The sequence below is a fragment of the Pseudoxanthomonas kaohsiungensis genome, from assembly GCF_010211765.1.
GTDB classification, from domain to species: Bacteria; Pseudomonadota; Gammaproteobacteria; order Xanthomonadales; family Xanthomonadaceae; genus Pseudoxanthomonas; species Pseudoxanthomonas kaohsiungensis.
The window spans coordinates 62,901-83,471 of sequence record NZ_PDWO01000008.1 but is presented as its reverse complement, the minus strand read 5'-3'; the positions used below and the strand labels follow the sequence as shown (position 1 = coordinate 83,471).

The window sequence follows — 20,571 nt, the reverse complement described above, 5'->3', positions numbered from 1 at the left end:
ATACTATTGTCACGACTCTTCAGGAAAAGTCACATGTCGCGGACCCTGCCCCCGCTCAACGCCCTGCGCGCCTTCGAGGCGGCGGCCCGACTGGGCAGCCTGAGCCGGGCGGCGGCCGAACTGCACGTCACCCACGGCGCGATCAGCCGCCATGTCCGCAGCCTGGAAGAGGCGCTCGGCGCGCCACTGTTCGAGCGGGAGGGGCGCGGCCTGGCCCTGACCGCGCGCGGCCTGCGCCTGCGTGATGCCGCCGGCGATGCGTTCGCCACCCTGCAGGCGACCTGGGGGGCGCTGCAGCGTGCGCGCGAACCGGCGGCCGCGCTCGTGCTGGGCTGCCCGGGCAGCCTGTTGGCGCGCTGGGCGATCCCCCGCCTGGAGCGGCTGTCGGCCGAGCTGCCGACGCTCACCCTGCACTTCTCCGCGCGCGAAGGCTTCGATCCGGCGCTGTCCGGACTGGATGCGGCGCTGCTGCTCGGGGAAGCGCCGTGGCCCTCGTCCTGGCAGGTGCATGCGCTGGCGCCGGAGCGCATCGGTCCGGTCCTGAGCCCGCGCCATGCGCAGCTGGCGGCGTTGCAGGACGCGCCGCCTTCGGCATTGCGGGGCGCGCCGCGGCTGCACACACGGTCGCGGCCGCAGGCATGGCCGCGCTGGTTCGCCGCGCACGGCCTGGAAACTGCCGATGCCAACGCCGGCACCGGGTTCGAGCACCTGACCTACCTGCTGGAGGCTGCCGTGGCCGGGCTGGGGGTGGCGATCGCGCCGCTGGAGCTGGTCCAGGCCGACCTCGACCAGGGTCGCCTGGCCGCGCCCTGGGGCTTCGTCGAAACAGGCGGGCAATGGGCCCTGTGCACGACGCGCGGCAGCGACGACGCGCGGATCCCGGCGCTGGCGACGTGGCTGCGCACGGAGCTGCAGCCGGGCCGGTGAGGTGTCCGACCGGTGCGTGGGGACTGGTGACCTGCCCGGCTCAATCGAGCTCGGCGCAGTCGGCGCGGCGCACTTCGGCGACGAACCGGCGCATCTTCTCGCCGTCCTTGATGCCCGGCGACACCTCGATGCCGCTGGCTACGTCGACCGCCCACGGCAGGGTGGCGTGGATCGCGTCGAACACGTTGTCCGGCGTGATGCCGCCGGCCAGCACGAACGGCCGGTGCAGGCCGGTCGGAATGCGGCTCCAGTCGAAGGCCTTGCCGGTGCCGCCCCCCTTGCCCGCGCCGTGGCTGTCGAACAGGAAGCCGTCGGCATGGGGCCAGCGCTGCTGCAAGGTGCGCGCGTCCCAGGCCTCGCCGTTGGCCATCGGGATCGCCTTCATCCAGGGCACCCGGAATGCACGGCAGAAGGCGTCGTCCTCGTCGCCGTGGAACTGCAGCACCGACGGACGCAACTGGCGCACCACCTCGCGTACCTCGGTGGCGGTGTTGTCGCGGAACAGCGCGACCACGCTGACCATCGGCGCCAGCGCCAGCCGCAACTGGCGCGCCTCGACGGCGGTCAACCGGCGCGGGCTGTCGGGGGCTAAGACGAAGCCGACCGCGTCCACGCCGAGTTCGCCGGCCAGGCGCACGTCGCCGGGGCGGGTCAGGCCGCAGAACTTGATCCGGGTTCTGTACAGCGTGCGGTTCACAGGCTCACCTCCTCGGGCAGGCCCCATTCTCGTGGATACAGGGGGTGCAGGAACACCAGTCCCTGCGGCGGCGCGGTCGGGCCGGCCAGGGTGCGGTCGCGCCCGGCCAGCAGGCGGGCGATCCAGCCCTCGTCACGCACGCCCGCGCCCACTTCCAGCAGCGAGCCCACGATATTCCGGACCATGTGATGGAGGAATGCGTTGGCCTGGACTTCGATCTCCACCACCTCGCCGACCCGGCGCACCCGCACCTCCTGCAGGTCGCGGCGGGCGTGCGGCGCCTGGCAGTGCACGGTGCGGAAGGCGCTGAAGTCGTTCTCGCCCAGCAGCGCCTGGGCGGCGCGGTGCATGGCCTCCGCATCCAGCCGCCGCCGCTCCCACGCCATCATGTGCCGATAGAGCGCCGGCCGGACCTGGCGGTTGACCAGCCGGTAGCGGTAGCGGCGCGCCCGCGCCGAGAAACGCGCGTTGAATTCCAGCGGCACCGGCACGCACCAGCGCACGCACACGGCCGGCGGCAGCCGGCCGGTGACGCCCAGGGTCCACGCGCGCGGATCGCGCTGCGCGGTGCTGTCGAAGTGCACCACCTGGCATTCGGCATGGACGCCGGCGTCGGTGCGACCCGCACAGGTCACGGTGATGGCCTGGTCGGCCACCGAGGACAGCGCGGCCTCGAGCGCGGCCTGCACGGTCGGCGGCCCGGACGGCCCCAGTCCCTGCCATCCCTGGAAGCCGCTGCCGTCGTACTCGACGCCCAGCGCATAACGCATGGCTGACGCTTCCCGCTCAGCCGATCTCGCGCAGCAGCTGCGCCGCTTCGTCGCGCGCGGACGGGTCGTGTCCGGCGGCCACTTCGTGCAGCAGCGAGCGCGCAGTCTCCACGTCGCCCAGGTCCAGGTAGGCGATCGCCAGTTCCAGGCGCTCGCGGCCAGCCGGGGACGGATTCAACGAAGCCAGGCCGATCCCCGCGCCCGCGGCGGCACCGGTGTGCCATGCCGGCACGGCGCCGTCGTCGGGATGTGCCTGGGCCGGGTAAGGGACGTCTTCCGGTGCGTGGTGTGCCTCCTCCGGGGCGTCGACCGCCAGCGTCGGGTCGGACGCCGGCTGCGGCAGCGCCGCGGCCAGCGCCGCGGCATCGAAACCGCGGCCACGTGAAGACGGAATCGGACTCGGCTTGGGCCGGCGCGCGAACCACCAGGCCAGTGCGGCGAGCACCAGCAGGCCGGCACCGGCCCAAAGCCAGGCAGGGGCGGCGGAATCGCCACCCTGGGCGGCGCCGGCGGCGTTGGTCCGCGCCAGGGTCTGCTGCGCGGCCGCCAGCTCGCTGTCCTTGAGCTCGATCAGCTTGAGCTGCTGCTGCTGCATCTTCTCCAGTTCCTCGACCCGGCTGCGCAGCTCCGCCAGTTCCGAGTCGCGCGTGGCCAGGTCTTCCTGGGCCTGGCGCAGTTGTTCGTTTGCCAGCATGTCGCCCTCGCCACCGGTACCGAGTCCGGATTCTGTTGCCTGGGTACCCGACGCCGCGACCGCCGGTGCGATTTCGAGCCGCGCACCGGAAGGCGCGTTGGCCGACGGCGCCGCCGGGCTGTCGGCAACCGACGCGGTCGCCGTCGCCGCGCCTGCCTCGGCCGGTTGCAGGACCGGCCGCGCAGCCTGGCGCCACTGCGCGGTCTGTTCGCGGACCAGGGCCGCGGCGCCGGCCGCATCGGCCTGGCCGAAATCGGCGTCGCCGGGCATGCGCAATTCGGCCCCTGCGCGGACGCGATGGATGTTGCCGCCGATGAACGCCTCGGGATTGGCGCGCAGCAGGGCCACCATCGCTTCGTTGATGGTGCGTCCGCCGCGGTCCATGCCGGCGGCGACCTGGGACAGGGTCTGGCCACGCTCGACCCGCATCAGGAGCTCCCCGGGGGCGGCAGGCGCGACGGGGCTTGCCATGGCGCGGGGCGCGGTGGGCGCCGCCGGCGCGGGGGCGACGGGTTCGGCCTCGGCCTCGGGCGCAGTCTCGGCGGCGGCGGCCGCCGGTTGTGGCTCGCGGACGATCGCGTCGGACGGCATCGCGCGCGGTGCCTCGATCACCGGCGCCTCGATCGCCGCGGCGGTCTGCGGTGCGGCCACCAGGGCTGAGTATTCGCGGACCAGCCGGCCCTGGCCCCAATCGACCTCGACCAGGAAGCCCAGCGACGGCACGTCGACCGGTGCGCTGCTGGTGACGCGGACCACCGCGCGGCCCTGCGCGTCGGCCACGATCTCGAACTGCAGGTCGCTGACCAGGCCCGAAGGCGGCTGCAGGCCGACCCGGGCGAAGGTTTCCGGCGAAGCCAGCCGCGCGCGCGCGTTCTCCAGCTCGCCCGGCTCGTTGGAGATGATCGGGATCTCGGCCAGCAGCGGCTGGCCGGGCGCCGACAGCACCCGGATCTGGCCCAGTCCGAGCGCCATCGCGCCGCCGCTGAGCAGCGACAGGCCGATGGCCAGCAGCCAGTGCCATGGGCGCGTGGCGCCCCGTCCCCTGATTCTCATGCGGCGCACTATAGCGGACACCCCGCCCTGTTAGCAGCCGACCTGCGGGGTCGCCCCCCCGGGTCGCGCGCGTAGAGCGGGGCTTGCCCCGCTGCCTTCGCCCGCGTGGCCCGTCGAGCGCAGCGGGGCAAGCCCCGCTCTACGCATCGGCACCGATCGGGGCCGTGGACCGGCCGCGCGATTCCGCGCGGCCGGTCACCGTGCCTGGCTCAGCCTTCCTGCGCGACCAGCTCGGCCAGCTGCACCGCATTGAGCGCGGCGCCCTTGCGGATGTTGTCCGAGACGATCCACAGGTTCAGGCCGCGCGGGTGCGAAAAGTCCTCGCGGATCCGGCCGACGTAGACCGCGTCGTTGCCCGAGGCATGGGTCACCGGGGTCGGGTAGCCGCCGGCCTTGCGCTCGTCGACCACTTCCACGCCGGGCGACTGCTCGAGCAGCGCGCGCGCCGCCTCGGGGGTGACCTTCTTCCTCGTCTCGATCGCCACCGCCTCGGAGTGGCCGAAGAACACCGGCACGCGCACGGCGGTCGGGTTCACCTGGATGCTGTCGTCGCCAAGGATCTTGCGCGTCTCCCAGACCAGCTTCATCTCTTCCTTGGTGTAGCCGTTGTCCTGGAAGTCGTCGATGTGCGGGATCAGGTTGAAGGCGATCTGCACCGGGAAGCGCTGCGGGTCGGCGTCCTGGAAATTGAGCAGCGCGCCGGTCTGGCGGCCCAGCTCCTCCAGCGCCGAACGGCCGGCGCCGGAAACCGACTGGTAGGTGGCCACGTTGATCCGCTCGATGCCGTACTCGCGGTGGATCGGCGCCAGCGCGACCAGCATCTGCATGGTCGAGCAGTTCGGGTTGGCGATGATGCCGCGCGGGCGCCGCTTCGCCGCTTCCGGGTTGACCTCCGAGACCACCAGCGGCACGTCGTCGTCGTAGCGGAAGGCCGAGGAGTTGTCGATCACCACCGCGCCGGCGGCGGCGAACTTCGGGCCGTACTCCTTGGAGACGCTGCCGCCGGCCGAGAACAGGGCGATATCCACGCCCGCGGGGTCGAAGGTGGCCAGGTCGCGCACCGGCACCTTGCGGCCGCCGAAGTCGACCTCGCCGCCGGCCGATCGCTCCGAGGCCAGGGCGACCAGCTCGCCGACGGGGAACTGGCGCTCGGCCAGGATGGACATCATGGTCTCGCCGACTGCGCCGGTGGCGCCGACGACGGCGACGGTGAAACGACGTTCTGCAGTGCTCATGGGTGTTCTCGGTTCCGTTCTGTAATCGGGATAGTTGGATGCGGTGTCGCGCGGTGCGCGCGTGCGGGCCGGGTTCGGGGAACCTCTTCCGGGGGTGCGGCTCGGCTGTGTCGTCGAGCGCCTGGGAGGTTCCCTACCGTTTGCCGGCCGCGGTTTTGCCCGCGCCGGCAATATCGGTAATCGAGCCGGCGGCGGTTTTGCCCGCGCCGGTAATGCCGGCAGTGGCGATGGTCGATTTCTTGGCGGTGACCGGCGTGGGCGGATTGCCCGCGTTCGGGCCGAACCCCAGCGCGGCAGCCAGGTTGTCCACCGCCAACTGCACCATCGCCCGGCGCGTGGCCAGGCTGGCGCTGCCGACGTGCGGGGTCAGCACCACGTTGCGCAGCGCCAGAAGCTCCGTCCGCACCTCCGGCTCGCCTTCGTAGACGTCCAGGCCAGCCGCCGCGAGGCGGCCGTTGGCCAGCGCATCGGCCAGCGCCAGCTCGTCGACCAGGCCACCGCGGGCGACGTTCACCAGCGTGGCGGTCGGCTTCATCCGCGCCAGTGCGGCGGCATCGATGATGTGGTGGCTGGCCGCCGAGTACGGCAGCACCAGCACCAGGTGGTCGGCCTGCGCCAGCAGTTCTTCGAATCCCACGTGGCGCGCGCCGACCTGGCGCTCCACCGTTTCGGGCAGGCGCGACCGGTTGTGGTACAGCACCTTCATGCCGAAGCCGTGGTGGCCGCGGCGGGCGATGGCCTGCCCGATCCGGCCCATGCCCAGGATGCCCAGCGTGCTGCCATGGATGTCGGCGCCGAGCATGGTCGAGAACGACCACTGCTTCCATTGCCCCTCGCGCAGCCAGCGCTCTGATTCGGTGATCCGGCGCGCGGCCGCCATCAGCAGGGCGAAACCCAGGTCGGCCGTGGTCTCGGTCAGCACGTCGGGCGTGTTGGTCGCGATGATGCCGCGCGCATCGAGCGCATCGATGTCCAGGTTGTTGTAACCGACGCCGACATTGGCGATCGCGCGCAGTCGCGGCGCGGTGGCCAGCTCGGCCGCGCCGATGCGTTCGTTGAGGGTGACCAGCGCGCCGTCGGCGTCGCGCAGCGCCGCGGCCACGTCGGCCGGCGCGTGTTCGGTGACCGTCGCCACGGCGTCCACGTCGCAATGCGCCGCCAGCTGGTCGACGATGTCGTCGAACAGCGGCTGCGACACCCAGACGCGGGGACGCGCGACGGCCATGGCCTAGTCCTGCCCGCCTTCGCCCAGGCCGGGACCGGCCGGAATCCGCGGGGAGACCTCGCCGACATCCCCGCACTGGGCGCGGTGGCGCAGGGCCTGGTCCATCAGCACCAGCGCGACCATCGCCTCGGCGATGGGGGTGGCGCGGATGCCGACGCAGGGATCATGGCGGCCGGTGGTGACCACTTCGACCGGATCGCCGTGCAGGTCGACCGTCGGCCCGGGCAGGCGCAGGCTCGACGTCGGCTTGAGCGCGATCGAAGCCACCACCTGCTGGCCGGTGGAGATGCCGCCGAGGATGCCGCCGGCATGGTTGCTGGCGAAGCCCTCCGGCGCGATCAGGTCGCGGTGCACGGTGCCCTTCTGCGCGACGACGTCGAAGCCGTCGCCGATCTCCACGCCCTTGACCGCGTTGATGCTCATCAGCGCGGCGGCCAGGTCGCCGTCTAGCTTGCCGTAGATCGGTTCGCCCCAGCCCGGCGGCACGCCGTCGGCCACCACGGTGACGCGCGCGCCGACCGAATCGCCGGACTTGCGCAGCGCGTCCATGTACGCCTCGAGTTCCGGCACCTGTGCCGCATGCGGCCAGAAGAACGGGTTGCCCTCCACCGCGCTCCATTCGAAGCCCGCGGGCCTGACCTCACCGAGCTGGGACAGGAAGCCGCGCACGGTGACGCCGTAGCGCTGGCGCAGCCACTTCTTGGCGATCACCGCCGCGGCCACGCGCATGGTGGTTTCGCGCGCCGAACTGCGGCCACCGCCGCGAGGGTCGCGGATGCCGTACTTCTGCCAGTAGGTGTAGTCGGCATGGCCGGGGCGGAACTGCGCGGCGATGTTCGCGTAGTCCTTGCTGCGCGCGTCGGTGTTGCGGATCAGCAGCGCGATCGGCGTGCCGGTGGTGCGGCCTTCGTAAACCCCGGACAGGATCTCGACCTCGTCGGCCTCGCGCCGCGCGGAGGTATGGCGGCTCTTGCCGGTGGCGCGCCGCTCCAGGTCGGGGGCGAACTCCTCCGCTGCGATCTCCAGCCCGGGCGGGCAACCATCGACGACGCAGCCGATGGCCGGGCCATGCGATTCGCCGAAGGTGGTGACCGACAACAGCTTGCCGAAGGTGTTGCTGCTCAAGACGCCGCTCCGCGGAGGGGAACCGGTGGGAAGACGGGCTAGGATCGCATATCGGGCGCCACTGCTGCAGTGCGGCAGGCTGGGGGAAATGTTGCCTTGGCAACGGTTTCCACCTTCTGTGAGAAGCGCCAAGAGCGCTCGCTTCGGAAGGGCGTCCGCCGCCGCACGGGGGATGGTCCAAGTGGCACATGGATGTGCCACGACCCGAGTAAAGGCAGGACGCCTGCCCGAGGGATGGACCACACCCCGTGCGCTGGCGGACTCCTTCCGGCGCCCGCGCTCCTGCTTCTAGACCATGGGAAGCAGGCGTACGGCCGCAGCCGACGCACGCCCTGCCCGCCTCAACCCCGCGCCGCAGCCAGCTCGGCGATGCGCGCGTTGTGCGCGATCAGCTCGCGGCATTCGACCGCGAAGATGCCCATCTGCCCGACCTTGAACTCGATCCAGGCCAGGTCCAGCTCCGGCAACAGCCTGACGAGGTGGCGCTCGGATTCGCCGACCTCGCAGATCAGCAGGCCGTCCTGCGACAAGTGCAGCGGCGCGTCGCGCAGGATCTTCAGCACCAGGTCCAGCCCGTCCGGGCCGGCACGCAAGCCCAGTTCCGGCTCGTACGAGTATTCGCGGGGCAGCGCGTCCGTCTCGTCGTCGGTCACGTACGGCGGATTGGTGACGATCAGCTCGTAGTGGCGCCCGGTCAGCCCGGCGAACAGGTCGGACTTGAGCAGGGTCACGTTGTCGGCGTGCAGGCGCGCCTTGTTCTCGGCGGCCAGGGCCAGCGCGTCGTCGCTGATGTCCACGCCGTCGACCTGCCAGTCCGGGTTGTGGTGGCCCATCGCAATGGCGATGCAGCCCGAGCCGGTGCACAGGTCCAGCGCGTGGCGCACTTCGCGCCCGCCCAGCCACGGCTCGAAGCCCGACTCGATCAGCTCGGCGATGGGCGAGCGCGGCACCAGCGCGCGCGCATCGCTCTTGAAGCTCAAGCCCGCGAACCACGCCTCGCCGGTGAGGTAGGCCGCCGGCACGCGCTCGTCGATGCGGCGCTGGAACAGGGCCAGGATCCGGTGCTTCTCGCGCGTGGTCAGCCGCGACTGGCCGTAGACCGGGCTCAGGTCGTGCGGCAGGTGCAGCGCGTGCAGGACCAGCTGCGTGGCCTCGTCCATCGCGTTGTCGTAGCTGTGGCCGAAGGTGAGCCCGGCCTCGTTGAAGCGACTGCCGCCGTAGCGGATCAGGTCGATGATCGTGTGCAGCTCGGCGGCCGGATCTGCGGTCATGGCGCGGCGCCGCGCGTGGCGGCCGGGTCGGAAACGGCCCGCGATTATAGGCCATCGACGGTCCGTACCCGCCCCTGCCGCTATCATGGCCGGCACGAAAACCCTTCCCGGACGCTGGACCGCATGTTCAACCGCACCTTCGGCTACATCCTCGTCGCCGCACTGGCCGCCGGCCTGGGCCTGCTGGCCGCCTTCCACTTCCTGGGCCGCGACGATGCGCCGGCCGCCCCGCCGCTGCAGGCGGTGACGCTGTTGCCGCAGCCGCGCGATCTGCCGGCCTTCAACCTGCGCCAGTCCGACGGCACGCCGCTGGTGCCTGGCGAGCTCGCCGGGCACTGGACCCTGGTGTTCCTGGGCTTCACCTTCTGCCCGGACGTGTGCCCCACCACCCTGGCCGAACTGGCGCAGGCGCAGAAGCAGTGGGAAGCGCTGCCCGAATCGACCCGCCCGCGCGTGCTGTTCGTGTCGGTGGACCCGGATCGCGACACCCCCGGCAAGGCCGGCGAATACGCCCACGCCTTCCATCCGGACACGCTGGCCGCGACCGCCGACGTGCCGGCGCTGGAGAAGTTCGCCACCTCGATCGGCTTCGTCTTCATGAAGGTGCCCGGCAAGGGCTTCGACCAGAACCCGCAGGACTACAGCGTCGACCACTCGGCCAATATCGCCGTGCTCGATCCGCAGGGCCGCCTGGCCGGGCTGATCCGCCCGCCGTTCAAGCCGGCGGCCATCGCCGACGACCTGGCCCGCCTGACCTCCGCGGACCGCGCGCCATGAGCCTGCTGACCACGCTGAGCTGGGCCCTGCCACACCGGCTGCTGTGCTCGATCGCGCGCAGCGCCGCGTATTCGGAGAATCCCTGGCTCAAGCAGCGCTTCATCGACACGGTGGTGCGCCGCTTCGACGTCGACCTGGCCGAGGCGGCGCAGCCGGATCCGAGCGCCTATCCCAGCTTCAATGCGTTCTTCACCCGCGCGCTCAAGCCGGGCGCGCGCACCCCGGATCCGGATCCGCGCGCGCTGCTGATGCCGGCCGACGGCCGGATCAGCCAGCTCGGTGCGATCGAGGCCGACGGCCGTATCTTCCAGGCCAAGGGCCAGTCGTTCACCGCCAGCGAGCTGCTTGGCGATGCCGAGGCCGCGCGCGTGTTCGCCGGCGGCAGCTTCGCCACCGTGTACCTGTCGCCACGTGACTACCACCGCGTGCACATGCCCTGGACCGGGGTCCTGCGCGAAACGGTGCACGTGCCCGGCCGCCTTTTCAGCGTCGGCCCGGCCGCCGTGCGCGGGGTGCCGCGGCTGTTCGCGCGCAACGAGCGGCTGGTTTGCCATTTCGACACCGACTTCGGGCCGATGGCCTCGGTGATGGTCGGCGCCCTGCTGGTCTCGGGCGTGGAAACGGTGTGGAGCGGCGAGGAGATCCCCGCCTACGGCGACGACGTCACCCGCAAGGACTGGCGCGGCAAGGGCATCGTGCTGGAGCGCTTCGCCGAGATGGCGCGGTTCAATTACGGCTCCACGGTAGTAGTACTGTTGCCGCCGGGCGCGGCGACGCTGGCGCCCGGCCTGGCGGCCGAGTCGCCGGTGCGGCTGGGGCAGGCCCTGGCGTATCGACCCTAGGCGCCGGTCCGTCGGCGGCGCGGGTGCACTGGCGACGCCCTCGCGGGGCCGATGTCCGGTCGCCCATGAGGATGGGCTCCTACAGGGAGCGCGGCGGCTTCTCGCCATGTAGGAGCCGATTCATCGGCGACCCGACGGCGTCGGCACGGACGACGCCTCGTTGGCCGGATGCCCCGGTCGCCCATGAGGATGGGCTCCTGCAGGAAGCGCGGCGGCTTCTGGCCATGTAGGAGCCGATTCATCGGCGACCCGACGGCGTCGGCACGGACGACGCCCTGTTGGTCGGATGCCCGCGGTCGCCCATGAGGATGGGCTCCTACAGGGAGCGCGGCGGCTTGTGGCCATGTAGGAGCCGATTCATCGGCGACACGACGCCCCGGACACAGGCGACCTCGTGCCGCCCATCGAGAACGGCCTACGATCCGCAGCCTTCCAGCTTCAGTTGCTGGCCCTGGCGCACGCTGTAGGCGGGCGCCTTGAGCCCGTTCGCCCGGGCCAGCGCCTTGACCTCGCAGTCGTAACGCTGGGCGATGCGACCGAGGGTGTCGCCCTTGGCCACGCGATGGGTACGCGCCCTCGCCTTGGCCGGGGCCGGGGCCGGCGCGGCGACCTCGCCCGGCAGGCTCACCAGGTCGCCCACCGCGACATTGCCAGCCGGGGTGTCGCTGACGATGGCCGCATTGACGTTGGCCGTCACCAGCGCGCGGGCCAGGTCGGCACGCGGGCCGTGCTCGCAATGGCGGTGGTACAGGCCGACGATGCGCGTGGTCGCGCTGAGCACGGTACCGGCCGGGATCCACGCCTCCGCTTCATAGCGCGGATTGAGGTTGCGCAGCGCGCGCATGTAGCCGTCGCGGTTGCCGCTGTTGCCCAGGCACACGGTCAGCTCGTAGATGCTGGCCGGGCGCGTGAGCCTGAGCTGCGCCGGCTGCGCATCGACCTTCGGGAAGACCACGCCGTACTGGCGCGGGTGCAGGTAGATCCACGCCGCGGCGATCACCATCGGCACGTAATCGCGGGTCTCGGCCGGGAACTGGTCGTAGACCGAGGCGTTCCAGAAGCCGGTGCCGCCGCTCTGCCGGTGCACGCGCAGGGCCCGGCCTTCGCCGCCGTTGTAGCCGGCCAGCGACAGCTCCAGGTCGTTGTTGAGCTGGCGCAGCCGCTCGTTGAGGTAGGCGGCGCTGGCCATGGCCGCGCTGCGCGGGTCGTAGCGGCTGTCGAAACCGCTGTCGTCCGGGCCGAGCCCGAAGCGGCGCCCGGTGGCCGGCATGAACTGCATCGGCCCGGCGGCGCCGGCGCGCGAGACCGCATGCACGCGGCCGTTGGATTCCTTGGCCATGATCCCGAACAGCAGCGCCTCCGGCAGGCCGCGGCGTTCGAACTCCGGCCACATCAGGTGGCGCATGGTCCGGTAGTTTTCGTAGCTGGTCATCAGCTGCGGGCGCATGTCGGTCAGCCAGCGGCGGATGCCGGCCTGGATCGCCGGATTGAACTCGACCATGCGGTCGAAGGTGTGGCGATGGTCGTCGCCGAGCAGTCGCGCCGCGCGCGCGGCCTCGGGGATGTCGGCGGCCAGCGCGGTATCGGCCTCCAGCAGGCCTTCCTCGCCGGGATCCTCGTCCAGCTCCTCGCCGGCGGCGTCGACCTCGGCCTTGAGCAGGCGCTTCCAGGTCGCCAGCACGTCCGACAGCGGGCAGCCCTTCTGCTTCACGCAGGCGTCGACCACGTCCTCCATGTCCTCCAGCGCCGCGTTGCTCTCGGTGGTGCCCTTGGGATCGCCATTGGCGGCCAGCACCAGGGCGTCCCGGTAGCGCTGCTCGGCGGCGGACATGCGCTGGACCAGCGCGTCGGAGGCGGCCCTGTCCTTGGCCGAGACCCGCTGCGCGTGGGCGGCGGGAACGATGCACAGCAATGCGGCGGCGGCAAGCGGCCAGTATTTCGGAAGGCGGGGGGACATCGTGGTTGCAACGGACGAAGCGACCGGCAGGGTAGCCGCGGGGGACCTCATGCGGCAACCCGCGACGCGGGCGCGCGCCTCCGGCTAGCCCTGCCGCCGGCCGTGCCGCTAGGATCGGCGGCGAGCCAGACCTTCCTCACCAGGACATACGCATGGACCCGATCCTGCTCGGCAAGGGCCTCACCGACGACATTCCGGTCACCCTGCTGCCGAAGTACGGCAACCGCCACGGCCTGGTCGCCGGCGCCACCGGCACGGGCAAGACCGTGACCCTGATGACCCTGGCCGAAGGCTTCTCGCGGCTGGGCGTGCCGGTTTTCATGGCCGACGTGAAGGGCGACGTGGCCGGGCTGGCGGTGGCCGGCGACGGCAATGAGAAGCTCCTCCAGCGCGCCGCGCAGATCGGCGTGGCCGACTACGCGCCCGGCGCCAGCCCGGTGGTGTTCTGGGACCTGTACGGCAAGCTCGGCCACCCGGTCCGCACCACCGTCAGCGAAATGGGGCCCACCCTCATCGGCCGCATCCTGGAACTGAACGACACCCAGTCCGGCGTGCTCGACATCGTGTTCAAGCTGGCCGACGACCGCGGCCTGCTGCTGCTGGACCTGGACGACCTCCGCGCCCTGCTCGCCCTCGTCGCGGAAGAGCGCAAGGCGGTGTCGGCCGAGTACGGCCTGGTCAGCGCGCAGTCGGTCGCGGCGATCCAGCGCGCGCTGCTGCGCCTGGCGCAGGACGGCGGCGAGGGCTTCTTCGGCGAGCCGGCCCTGGAACTGGCCGACGTCATGCGCGTGAACCACGACGGCCGCGGCGTGATCGGCATCCTCGCCGCCGACCAGCTGATCCTCAAGCCGCGCCTGTACGCGACCTTCCTGCTGTGGCTGCTGTCGGAGCTGTTCGAGAACCTGCCGGAGGTCGGCGACCTGGACAAGCCCAGGCTGGCCTTCATCTTCGACGAGGCGCACCTGCTGTTCGACGACGCGCCGCCGGCGCTGCAGCAGCGGATCGAGCAGGTCGTGCGCCTGATCCGCTCCAAGGGCGTGGGCGTGTACTTCTGCTCGCAGTTTCCCGACGACGTCCCCGACAACATCCTCGGCCAGCTCGGCAACCGCGTGCAGCACGCGCTGCGCGCCTACACGCCGCGCGACCAGAAAGCGGTGAAGACGGCGGCCGAGACCTTCGTCCCGAACCCGAAGCTGGACGTGGCCGCGACGCTGTCGCAGCTGGGCACCGGCGAGGCGCTGGTGTCCACGCTGCAGGACAAGGGCGTGCCCTCCCCCGTCCAGCAGACCATGGTCGCGCCGCCGCGCTGCCGGATGGGTGCGATCAGCGAGGCCGAACGCAACCAGGTCCGCGCCGCCAGCCCGCTCGGTCCCCGCTACGACCAGGCGGTCAACCGCGAATCGGCCACCGAGATGCTCGCCGCACGCGCGCAGGCCGCCGCCGACGGCGCGCAGGCGCCGCCGGCGCGGCGCGGCGGCGGCAAGCAGGAACCGGCACGGGAGGAAGGCGGCTTCGGCAAGGCGGTGAACGACGTGCTGTTCGGCACCGGCCGCCGCCAGGGCGTGATCGAGGCCTCGAGCAAGCAGGCCGCGCGCACCATCACCAACCAGATCGTGCGCGGCATCCTCGGCGGGCTGTTCGGCGGCAGGAAGCGCTGAACCGCGCCAGACCGCCCGGCCATGACGACCTCCCCGCGCCGCCTCGCGTTCGCGCTCGCATTGGCCGCCACCGTTCCGGTCGCGGCGCCGGCCAGCGACGCCCCTGGTCCCCCGGCGGCCTCGATCCCAGGCCTGTTCTTCGGCACCCTGCCCCTGGCCGGCTGCGCCGGGGCCGACGTCCTGCTGGAGCTCGGCGGCGATCATCGCTATGCCTTGCAGGCGCATTGCCGCGCCACCCTCGTGGATTTGCCGGTCGAGCGCGGCCAGTGGTCGCTGGAATGGAACGGCACGTGCGTACGGCTTGTTCCCGAAGGCGCCTTGCCTGGCGCGGGCCCGCGGCCGCGCGAGTTCGCGCTCGCCCTGGACGACCTGATGGTGCTCACCGAGGGCAGCTGCATCGAACCGGTCGACGATCCGCGCGGGCGCAGCCTCCACCGCGCGCACGAGGTCGAATGAACGTGGCGCGTCGCGTGCGTGCTGACCGTGCCAGCGGCTGGCGCTAGGATCACGCCCCTTCCGCTGATCCACTCCATAACGCATGAGCCGCTGGCGCCCGCCCCCCGAGAAAAGCACCGCCCTGATCACCCGCGGCGGCCACGACCGGCTCAAGGCCGAGCTGGATGACCTGTGGCGGGTCCGGCGCCCGGAAGTGGTCAAGGCGCTGGCCGCGGCCGCGGCCGAGGGCGACCGTTCGGAGAACGCCGAATACACCTACCGCAAGAAGCAGCTCGGCGAGATCGACCGGCGCGTGCGCTACCTGAGCAAGCGCGTGCCGGCGCTGCGCGTGGTCGACGAGGCGCCCGCGGACCGCGATGCGGTGTTCTTCGGCGCCTGGGTCGAGCTGGAGCGGATCGACAGCGGCGAGTCGAGCCGCTACCGCATCGTCGGCCCGGACGAGACCGATGCGTCGACCGGCTGGATCAGCATCGATTCGCCGCTGGCGCGCGCGCTGCTGAAGAAGCGCGTGGACGACGAAGTGGAAGCGCAGCTGCCCGGTGGCCCGGCGCGCTTCGCGGTGGTGGCGGTCGAGTACGGCGATTGAACGGGCTGGTGCGCCGGAGAGGCGATGGCGATGGCGATGGCAATGGATAGGCCGCCGATCGTTGGGCGCGCGGGGCCGGGCCCGCGTAGAGCGGGGCTTGCCCCGCTGCGCGTGCGCCGGAAAGGCGGCAGCGGGGCAAGCCCCGCTCTACCGAAGCCGCAGGCGTGGCGCGAAGCTCAGACCAGGCGCAGGCCCAGCGGCGAGGTGTCGCCGGCTTCGGCGTACTCGACCTCGCCGTACAGGTCGTGCTCGTCGCTGCCCATGATCCGCACGTCGACGAACTCGCCGACCTGCAGGCCGGCGTCGCGGCCATCCTGGATCTGGACCACGCCGTCGATCTCCGGCGCGTCGGCCATCGAGCGGGCGATCGCCAGCTCGCCGTCGAGCAGGTCGACCAGGCAGCGCTGCACGGTGCCGACCTTGGCCTCCAGGCGCGCGGCGGAAATCTCGCCCTGGCGTTCCATGAAACGGGCCAGGCGTTCCTGCTTGAGCTCTTCGGGCACCGGGTCGGGCAGCGCGTTGGCCGCCGCGCCGTCGACCGGCGAATAGGCGAACGCACCGACCCGGTCCAGCTGTGCTTCATCGAGGAAATCGAGCAGCTCCTCGAACTCGGCCTCGGTCTCGCCGGGGAAGCCGACGATGAAGGTCGAACGCAGGGTCAGCTCCGGGCACATCGCGCGCCAGCGCTGCACGCGCTCCAGGGTCTTGTCGACCGCGCCGGGCCGCTTCATCAGCCTGAGCACGCGCGGGCTGGCGTGCTGGAACGGGATGTCCAGGTACGGAAGCACCTTGCCTTCGGCCATCAGCGGAATGACATCGTCCACGTGCGGGTACGGGTAGACGTAGTGCAGGCGGGTCCAGGCGTCGAGCTCGGACAGGCCTTCGCACAACGCCTTCATCCGCGTCTGGTACTCGCGGCCGCGCCAGGTGCGCGAGGCGTACTTCAGGTCCACGCCGTAGGCCGAGGTGTCCTGCGAGACGACCAGCAGCTCGCGCACGCCGCCCTTGACCAGGCGCTCGGCCTCGCGCAGCACCTCATCGACCGGGCGCGAGACCAGGTCGCCGCGCATCGAGGGGATGATGCAGAAGCTGCAGCGGTGGTTGCAGCCCTCGGAAATCTTCAGGTAAGCGTAGTGGTGCGGCGTCAGCTTGAGTCCGTAGTCCGGCACCAGGTCCAGGAACGGGTCGTGCTTCGGCGGCAACGCCTTGTGCACGGCTTCCATCACGCTGCCGTAGTCCTGTGGGCCGGAGACCGACAGCACGTCCGGATACTGCTCGCGGATCAGCTCCGAGCGCTTGCCCAGGCAACCGGTGACGATGACCTTGCCGTTCTCGTTCATCGCCTCGCCGATGGCATCCAGCGACTCGGCCACGGCCGAGTCGATGAAGCCGCAGGTGTTGACCACCACCACGTCGGCGGCGTCGTAGCTGGGGACGATGTCGTAGCCCTCCACCCGCAGCTGGGTGAGGATGCGTTCGGAATCGACCAGCGCCTTCGGGCAGCCGAGGCTGACGAAGCCGACTTTGGGGTTCTGCAGGGACATGGGAAGAACTCGGGAGGAACGGGCTGCCGCGCATGGGCGGCCCGGCGTGGCCGGGCGCGGAATTATACGCGCCGCCCCGCGGCCCCCGGCGGGCGCCGGGCGCGGCGTTCAGGATGGGCCTGCCGCCCGGCGCCTCCACCGGCGCCGCACCGCGAGCGCCTACACTGGCGCTCCACCCGACCGGAGCGCAGGCATGGGCCAGTGGATCGAGCTAGACACCCCGCAAGGCGCGGTCGCCGCCTGGCAGGCCGAACCGCCCTCGTCGCCGAAGGCCGGCCTGGTCGTCGTCCAGGAGATCTTCGGCGTCAATGCGCACATCCGCGATGTCGCCGACGGTTACGCCGCCGAGGGCTACGCCGTGCTGGCGCCGGCCTTCTTCGATCCGGTCGAGCGCGGCGTGGAGCTGGCCTATGACTCCGCCAGTTCGCTGCGCGGCCGCGAGCTGGTAGGCCGGCTCGGCCTGGATGCGGCACTGGACATCGTCGCCAGCGCCGCCGCGCACCTGCGCTCGCGCCTGGCCGCCTTGCACCAGCCCGAGGCGGTCGGCACGGTCGGCTACTGCTGGGGCGGCACCGTGGCGATGCTGTCGGCACTCAGGCTCGGGCTGCCCTCGGTCAGCTACTACGGCGCGCGCGACCTGCCGTTCCTGGAGGATCAGGCGCTGACCACGGCGCCCAGGGCGCCGGTGATGTTCCACTTCGGCGAACACGACGCCTCGATCCCGCCATCGGCGGTCGAGGCGCACCGGCGCGCCCTGCCGGCCATGGCGGTGCATACCTACCCGGCCGGGCATGCGTTCAACCGCGACGTGGATCCGGACGCCTACGGCAAGGGCAGCGCCACCCTGGCGCGGGCCCGGAGCCTGGCCTTCTTCGCCGAGCACCTGCGATGAGCGCCGGGTTCGTCCTCGATCCACGCCTGGCCGCCGACAGCGTGTTCATCGCCGATGGCCCGCTGTCGCAGGTCCGGCTGATGGACGACACGCGGTTTCCGTGGCTGCTGCTGGTGCCGCGCGTGGACGGCGCGGCCGAATGGATCGACCTGGACGGCGGCCAGCAGCGCCTGCTGCTGGCCGAGCTCAACCGGGCCAGCCAGCTGCTGCGCGCCGAGCCGGGAGTGGAGAAGGTCAACATCGGCGCGCTGGGGAACATCGTCCGCCAGCTGCACGTGCACATCGTCGGCCGCCATGCGGGCGACGCCGCCTGGCCAGGCCCGGTGTGGGGCAGCGGCACGGCGGTGCGGCACGCGGCCGACGCGCTGGCGCAGCGTGCGGCGATGTGGCGTTCACGGCTAGGATAGGCGCCCCGACCCCGACCGCCGACCACACCACGCCATGGGCTCCAACGTCTTCGCCGCGCTCGTCCTGATCGTCCTGGGCCTGTTCTTCCTGGCCCGCAACCTGGGATGGATCGACAGCGGCCTCGGCAGCCTGCTGGCGACCTGGTGGCCGGCGGTGCTGGTCGCCGTCGGCGTCGGCATGCTGCTGCGGCGCAAGTAGCCGGGAAAACCGCGGCACGAGGGCCGGCCTCCACGCGGCCACGGTGCCGTCCGGCAGGTCGAAAAGCTGACTTCCGGCACCTGTTCCGGAGACCGCAGGCATCGACGATGGCACCACACCCTGCCGAGGTCGCCACGATGCATCGCCGCCTGATCCCCGCCCTGGTCCTGATCGCGCTGGGCAGCCTGTTCCTGCTGGACAACCTCGGCCTGGACATCGATGCCGGCCGGCTGCTGGCGACCTGGTGGCCGGCGCTGCTGATCGCCGCGGGCGTCGGCAAGCTGTTGCCGGCCGGGCACGCGGCCCGGACCGGTTGACCCGTTCGTCGCCGGAGCGCCCGACGCGCGGCCATTGGCCGCCGCGCCGGCGACGACCCGGCCGCCTTCGCCGGCCTGGCATGCAAAGGGCGCGGATATCCGCGCCCTCCTTCGTTGCCCGCCGCGGCGGGCCGCTCCGCCTCAGGTGCGCGGCAGCGTGACTCCGGTCTGTCCCTGGTACTTGCCGCCGCGGTCCTTGTACGAGGTCTCGCAGACATCGTCCGCGTCGGACTGGAAGAACAGCATCTGCGCCACGCCCTCGTTGGCGTAGATGCGCGCCGGCAGCGGCGTGGTGTTGCTGAATTCCAGGGTCACGTGGCCTTCCCACTCCGGCTCCAGCGGGGTCACGTTGACGATGATCCCGCAGCGCGCGTACGTGCTCTTGCCAAGGCATACCACCAGCGTATCGCGCGGGATGCGGAAGAACTCGACCGTGCGCGCCAGGGCGAAGGAGTTAGGCGGGATGATGCACTCGTCGGCCTCGATATCCACGAAGCTCTTGGGGTCGAAGTGCTTGGGATCGACGATCGTCGAGTTGATGTTGGTGAACACCTTGAACTCGCGCGAGCAGCGCACGTCGTAGCCGTAGCTGGAGGTGCCGTAGCTGACGATGCGGTTGCCGTCGGCCGCATGCTTGACCTGGCCCGGTTCGAACGGCTCGATCATCCCGTGCTGCTCGGCCATGCGGCGGATCCAGCGGTCGCTCTTGATGCTCATGCGCTATTCCCTGGGCCGCAGCGGCCCGTGACCGCGGGATTGTAGAGCGGGGCTCGCCCCGCTGCCCACCCGCCGCAGCCCTGGCATGCGCCGTCGCGGCGCGAGCGTCGCTGCCACGGCCCCCCTGGGCCGGATATCAGGCCAGGCTCGAGGCGATCGGGATGGAGGCCCGCGGCCGCCCCGCCAGGTGCGCGGCCAGCGCCTGCGCGGCGGCCAGGTAGGCCTGCGCGGGCGCCGAGTCCGGCGCGGCGGCGACCACCGGCGTGCCGGCGTCGCCCTGCTCGCGGATGCGCAGGTCCAGCGGCAGCGACCCCAGCAGCGGCACGCCGTACTGCGCGGCCATCGCCTGCCCGCCGCCCTGGCCGAACAGGTGCTCGGCATGGCCGCAGTTCGAGCACACGTGCACGGCCATGTTCTCGACGATGCCCAGCACCGGCACGTTGACCTTCTCGAACATCTTCAGCGCCTTGCGCGCATCGAGCGTGGCGATCTCCTGCGGCGTGGTCACGATCACCGCGCCGGCCACCGGGATCTTCTGCGCCAGGGTGAGCTGGATGTCGCCGGTGCCCGGCGGCAGGTCGACGACCAGGTAGTCCAGGTCGCCCCAGCGGGTGTCGGTGAACAGCTGGGTCAGCGCCGAAGTGGCCATCGGTCCACGCCAGATCATCGGCGTGTCGGTGTCGACCAGCAGGCCGATCGACATCGCCTCCACGCCGAACGCGCGCATCGGCTCGATCGACTTGTCATCCGGGCTCTCCGGCCGGCCGGACAGGCCGAGCATCGCCGGCACGCTGGGGCCGTAGACGTCCGCGTCCAGCACGCCGACCCGGGCACCCAGGCGCTGCAGCGCCAGCGCCAGGTTGACCGCGGTGGTCGACTTGCCAACGCCGCCCTTGCCCGAGCCGACCGCGATTACGTTGCGCACGCGCGGCGCGGGCGACAGGCCGGGCTGGACCGCGTGGGCGGCGATGCGGGTGCGGACGTCGAAGACGGCGAGCGAGGCGCCGGCCGCCTCCAGTCGCGTCCGCGCCTGCCGCTCCAGGCCTGCGACGCCATCGGCCGTCACGGGGAATCCAATCAGCAATTCGACCCCCAGCCCCGGCGCCTGCTCGCGGACGCTCCAGCGGGCGAGCGGCGCCGCCAGCGGCAGCTGTGAAGACGGCTCGACCAGCCGTTCAAGCGAGGCGGTCAGGACTTGGTGGTTGCTCATGAAATTATCGAA

The 20,571-nt window shown here is 71.7% G+C and carries 21 protein-coding genes; 10 read left to right on the top strand and 11 right to left on the bottom strand.

From position 1 onward, the window contains the following. The first annotated feature begins 33 nt into the window (after positions 1 to 33). Positions 34 to 927 (top strand): LysR family transcriptional regulator, encoded by an 894-nt coding sequence (locus CSC66_RS10125; RefSeq protein ID WP_162377273.1) that lies wholly within the window; start codon positions 34 to 36, stop codon positions 925 to 927. A 40-nt stretch (positions 928 to 967) separates the two neighbouring features. On the opposite strand, the gene CSC66_RS10120 is transcribed toward CSC66_RS10125, so the two are convergent. The 7 genes from CSC66_RS10120 to prmB form a co-directional block, all read right to left on the bottom strand. Continuing rightward, positions 968 to 1,624, bottom strand: coding sequence for a phosphoribosylanthranilate isomerase (locus CSC66_RS10120; RefSeq protein ID WP_162377272.1), 657 nt, complete (start codon positions 1,622 to 1,624; stop codon positions 968 to 970). Continuing rightward, complete coding sequence (truA, locus tag CSC66_RS10115; protein WP_162377271.1) at positions 1,621 to 2,394, bottom strand: tRNA pseudouridine(38-40) synthase TruA; 774 nt, start codon at positions 2,392 to 2,394, stop codon at positions 1,621 to 1,623. Before truA ends, CSC66_RS10120 begins: the two co-directional genes overlap by 4 nt. 16 nt (positions 2,395 to 2,410) lie before the next feature. Then, complete coding sequence (locus CSC66_RS10110) at positions 2,411 to 4,141, bottom strand: FimV/HubP family polar landmark protein (RefSeq protein ID WP_162377270.1); 1,731 nt, start codon at positions 4,139 to 4,141, stop codon at positions 2,411 to 2,413. Positions 4,142 to 4,350: 209 nt separating this feature from the next. Beyond that, a complete protein-coding gene (locus CSC66_RS10105) occupies positions 4,351 to 5,376 on the bottom strand; it encodes an aspartate-semialdehyde dehydrogenase (RefSeq protein ID WP_162377269.1) in 1,026 nt (341 codons plus the stop codon). Positions 5,377 to 5,509: 133 nt separating this feature from the next. Next, positions 5,510 to 6,601, bottom strand: coding sequence for a 2-hydroxyacid dehydrogenase (locus CSC66_RS10100; protein WP_162377268.1), 1,092 nt, complete (start codon positions 6,599 to 6,601; stop codon positions 5,510 to 5,512). Positions 6,602 to 6,604: 3 nt separating this feature from the next. Continuing rightward, complete coding sequence (aroC, locus tag CSC66_RS10095; protein WP_162377267.1) at positions 6,605 to 7,726, bottom strand: chorismate synthase; 1,122 nt, start codon at positions 7,724 to 7,726, stop codon at positions 6,605 to 6,607. A 341-nt stretch (positions 7,727 to 8,067) separates the two neighbouring features. Then, positions 8,068 to 8,997 (bottom strand): 50S ribosomal protein L3 N(5)-glutamine methyltransferase, encoded by a 930-nt coding sequence (gene prmB, locus CSC66_RS10090; RefSeq protein ID WP_162377266.1) that lies wholly within the window; start codon positions 8,995 to 8,997, stop codon positions 8,068 to 8,070. A gap of 123 nt (positions 8,998 to 9,120) precedes the next feature. Between prmB and CSC66_RS10085 the strand changes: the two genes are divergently transcribed. Beyond that, positions 9,121 to 9,774, top strand: coding sequence for an SCO family protein (locus CSC66_RS10085; protein WP_162377265.1), 654 nt, complete (start codon positions 9,121 to 9,123; stop codon positions 9,772 to 9,774). Then, positions 9,771 to 10,616, top strand: a complete 846-nt coding sequence (asd, locus tag CSC66_RS10080) for an archaetidylserine decarboxylase (protein ID WP_162377264.1) — start codon at positions 9,771 to 9,773, stop codon at positions 10,614 to 10,616. Before CSC66_RS10085 ends, asd begins: the two co-directional genes overlap by 4 nt. A 415-nt stretch (positions 10,617 to 11,031) precedes the next feature. On the opposite strand, the gene CSC66_RS10075 is transcribed toward asd, so the two are convergent. Next, positions 11,032 to 12,573 (bottom strand): lytic transglycosylase domain-containing protein, encoded by a 1,542-nt coding sequence (locus tag CSC66_RS10075; RefSeq protein WP_162377263.1) that lies wholly within the window; start codon positions 12,571 to 12,573, stop codon positions 11,032 to 11,034. A 152-nt stretch (positions 12,574 to 12,725) separates the two neighbouring features. On the opposite strand from CSC66_RS10075, the gene CSC66_RS10070 reads away from it, so the two are divergent. The 3 genes from CSC66_RS10070 to greB all read left to right on the top strand — a co-directional run bounded on the left by CSC66_RS10070 (position 12,726) and on the right by greB (position 15,273). Beyond that, on the top strand, positions 12,726 to 14,231 hold the full coding sequence (locus tag CSC66_RS10070) for a helicase HerA-like domain-containing protein (protein WP_162377262.1): 1,506 nt from the start codon (positions 12,726 to 12,728) through the stop codon (positions 14,229 to 14,231). Between the two features lie 21 nt (positions 14,232 to 14,252). Then, on the top strand, positions 14,253 to 14,687 hold the full coding sequence (locus CSC66_RS10065; RefSeq protein ID WP_162377261.1) for a copper resistance protein NlpE N-terminal domain-containing protein: 435 nt from the start codon (positions 14,253 to 14,255) through the stop codon (positions 14,685 to 14,687). An 82-nt stretch (positions 14,688 to 14,769) separates the two neighbouring features. Continuing rightward, positions 14,770 to 15,273 carry a transcription elongation factor GreB gene (gene greB / locus CSC66_RS10060; protein WP_162377260.1) on the top strand — a complete coding sequence of 168 codons (504 nt, stop codon included), beginning with the start codon at positions 14,770 to 14,772 and terminating at the stop codon, positions 15,271 to 15,273. 176 nt (positions 15,274 to 15,449) lie between these two features. On the opposite strand, the gene rimO is transcribed toward greB, so the two are convergent. Continuing rightward, positions 15,450 to 16,817 (bottom strand): 30S ribosomal protein S12 methylthiotransferase RimO, encoded by a 1,368-nt coding sequence (gene rimO / locus CSC66_RS10055; RefSeq protein WP_162377259.1) that lies wholly within the window; start codon positions 16,815 to 16,817, stop codon positions 15,450 to 15,452. A gap of 193 nt (positions 16,818 to 17,010) precedes the next feature. Here rimO and CSC66_RS10050 point away from each other — a divergent pair, with 193 nt between their 5' ends. The 4 genes from CSC66_RS10050 to CSC66_RS10040 all read left to right on the top strand — a co-directional run bounded on the left by CSC66_RS10050 (position 17,011) and on the right by CSC66_RS10040 (position 18,632). After that, the gene (locus tag CSC66_RS10050; protein WP_162377258.1) at positions 17,011 to 17,709 is read left to right on the top strand and encodes a dienelactone hydrolase family protein; all 699 of its coding nucleotides are present in this window, start codon (positions 17,011 to 17,013) and stop codon (positions 17,707 to 17,709) included. Continuing rightward, positions 17,706 to 18,116, top strand: a complete 411-nt coding sequence (locus CSC66_RS10045) for an HIT family protein (protein ID WP_162377257.1) — start codon at positions 17,706 to 17,708, stop codon at positions 18,114 to 18,116. The genes CSC66_RS10050 and CSC66_RS10045 overlap by 4 nt, the downstream gene beginning before the upstream one ends. A gap of 34 nt (positions 18,117 to 18,150) precedes the next feature. Next, positions 18,151 to 18,315, top strand: coding sequence for a LiaI-LiaF-like domain-containing protein (locus tag CSC66_RS17455; protein ID WP_202935625.1), 165 nt, complete (start codon positions 18,151 to 18,153; stop codon positions 18,313 to 18,315). Between the two features lie 137 nt (positions 18,316 to 18,452). Then, entirely contained in the window at positions 18,453 to 18,632 is a 180-nt protein-coding gene (locus CSC66_RS10040) for a LiaI-LiaF-like domain-containing protein (protein WP_162377360.1), read from the top strand. A 141-nt stretch (positions 18,633 to 18,773) separates the two neighbouring features. On the opposite strand, the gene dcd is transcribed toward CSC66_RS10040, so the two are convergent. Then, entirely contained in the window at positions 18,774 to 19,349 is a 576-nt protein-coding gene (gene dcd / locus CSC66_RS10035; protein ID WP_162377256.1) for a dCTP deaminase, read from the bottom strand. A gap of 136 nt (positions 19,350 to 19,485) precedes the next feature. Then, entirely contained in the window at positions 19,486 to 20,559 is a 1,074-nt protein-coding gene (apbC, locus tag CSC66_RS10030) for an iron-sulfur cluster carrier protein ApbC (protein ID WP_238394357.1), read from the bottom strand. Positions 20,560 to 20,571: the final 12 nt, after the last annotated feature.

Bases quoted from the DNA above. Each gene is read 5' to 3' on its own strand.
- rimO (WP_162377259.1), bottom strand. From the start codon at position 16,817: ATGTCCCTGCAGAACCCCAAAGTCGGCTTCGTCAGCCTCGGCTGCCCG.
- CSC66_RS10100 (WP_162377268.1), bottom strand. From the start codon at position 6,601: ATGGCCGTCGCGCGTCCCCGCGTCTGGGTGTCGCAGCCGCTGTTCGAC.
- CSC66_RS17455 (WP_202935625.1), top strand. From the start codon at position 18,151: ATGGGCTCCAACGTCTTCGCCGCGCTCGTCCTGATCGTCCTGGGCCTG.
- greB (WP_162377260.1), top strand. From the start codon at position 14,770: ATGAGCCGCTGGCGCCCGCCCCCCGAGAAAAGCACCGCCCTGATCACC.
- CSC66_RS10050 (WP_162377258.1), top strand. From the start codon at position 17,011: ATGGGCCAGTGGATCGAGCTAGACACCCCGCAAGGCGCGGTCGCCGCC.
- CSC66_RS10045 (WP_162377257.1), top strand. From the start codon at position 17,706: ATGAGCGCCGGGTTCGTCCTCGATCCACGCCTGGCCGCCGACAGCGTG.
- CSC66_RS10070 (WP_162377262.1), top strand. From the start codon at position 12,726: ATGGACCCGATCCTGCTCGGCAAGGGCCTCACCGACGACATTCCGGTC.
- CSC66_RS10075 (WP_162377263.1), bottom strand. From the start codon at position 12,573: ATGTCCCCCCGCCTTCCGAAATACTGGCCGCTTGCCGCCGCCGCATTG.
- CSC66_RS10065 (WP_162377261.1), top strand. From the start codon at position 14,253: ATGACGACCTCCCCGCGCCGCCTCGCGTTCGCGCTCGCATTGGCCGCC.
- dcd (WP_162377256.1), bottom strand. From the start codon at position 19,349: ATGAGCATCAAGAGCGACCGCTGGATCCGCCGCATGGCCGAGCAGCAC.
- apbC (WP_238394357.1), bottom strand. From the start codon at position 20,559: ATGAGCAACCACCAAGTCCTGACCGCCTCGCTTGAACGGCTGGTCGAG.
- asd (WP_162377264.1), top strand. From the start codon at position 9,771: ATGAGCCTGCTGACCACGCTGAGCTGGGCCCTGCCACACCGGCTGCTG.
- CSC66_RS10110 (WP_162377270.1), bottom strand. From the start codon at position 4,141: ATGAGAATCAGGGGACGGGGCGCCACGCGCCCATGGCACTGGCTGCTG.
- CSC66_RS10105 (WP_162377269.1), bottom strand. From the start codon at position 5,376: ATGAGCACTGCAGAACGTCGTTTCACCGTCGCCGTCGTCGGCGCCACC.
- CSC66_RS10085 (WP_162377265.1), top strand. From the start codon at position 9,121: ATGTTCAACCGCACCTTCGGCTACATCCTCGTCGCCGCACTGGCCGCC.
- CSC66_RS10040 (WP_162377360.1), top strand. From the start codon at position 18,453: ATGCATCGCCGCCTGATCCCCGCCCTGGTCCTGATCGCGCTGGGCAGC.
- truA (WP_162377271.1), bottom strand. From the start codon at position 2,394: ATGCGTTATGCGCTGGGCGTCGAGTACGACGGCAGCGGCTTCCAGGGA.
- prmB (WP_162377266.1), bottom strand. From the start codon at position 8,997: ATGACCGCAGATCCGGCCGCCGAGCTGCACACGATCATCGACCTGATC.
- CSC66_RS10125 (WP_162377273.1), top strand. From the start codon at position 34: ATGTCGCGGACCCTGCCCCCGCTCAACGCCCTGCGCGCCTTCGAGGCG.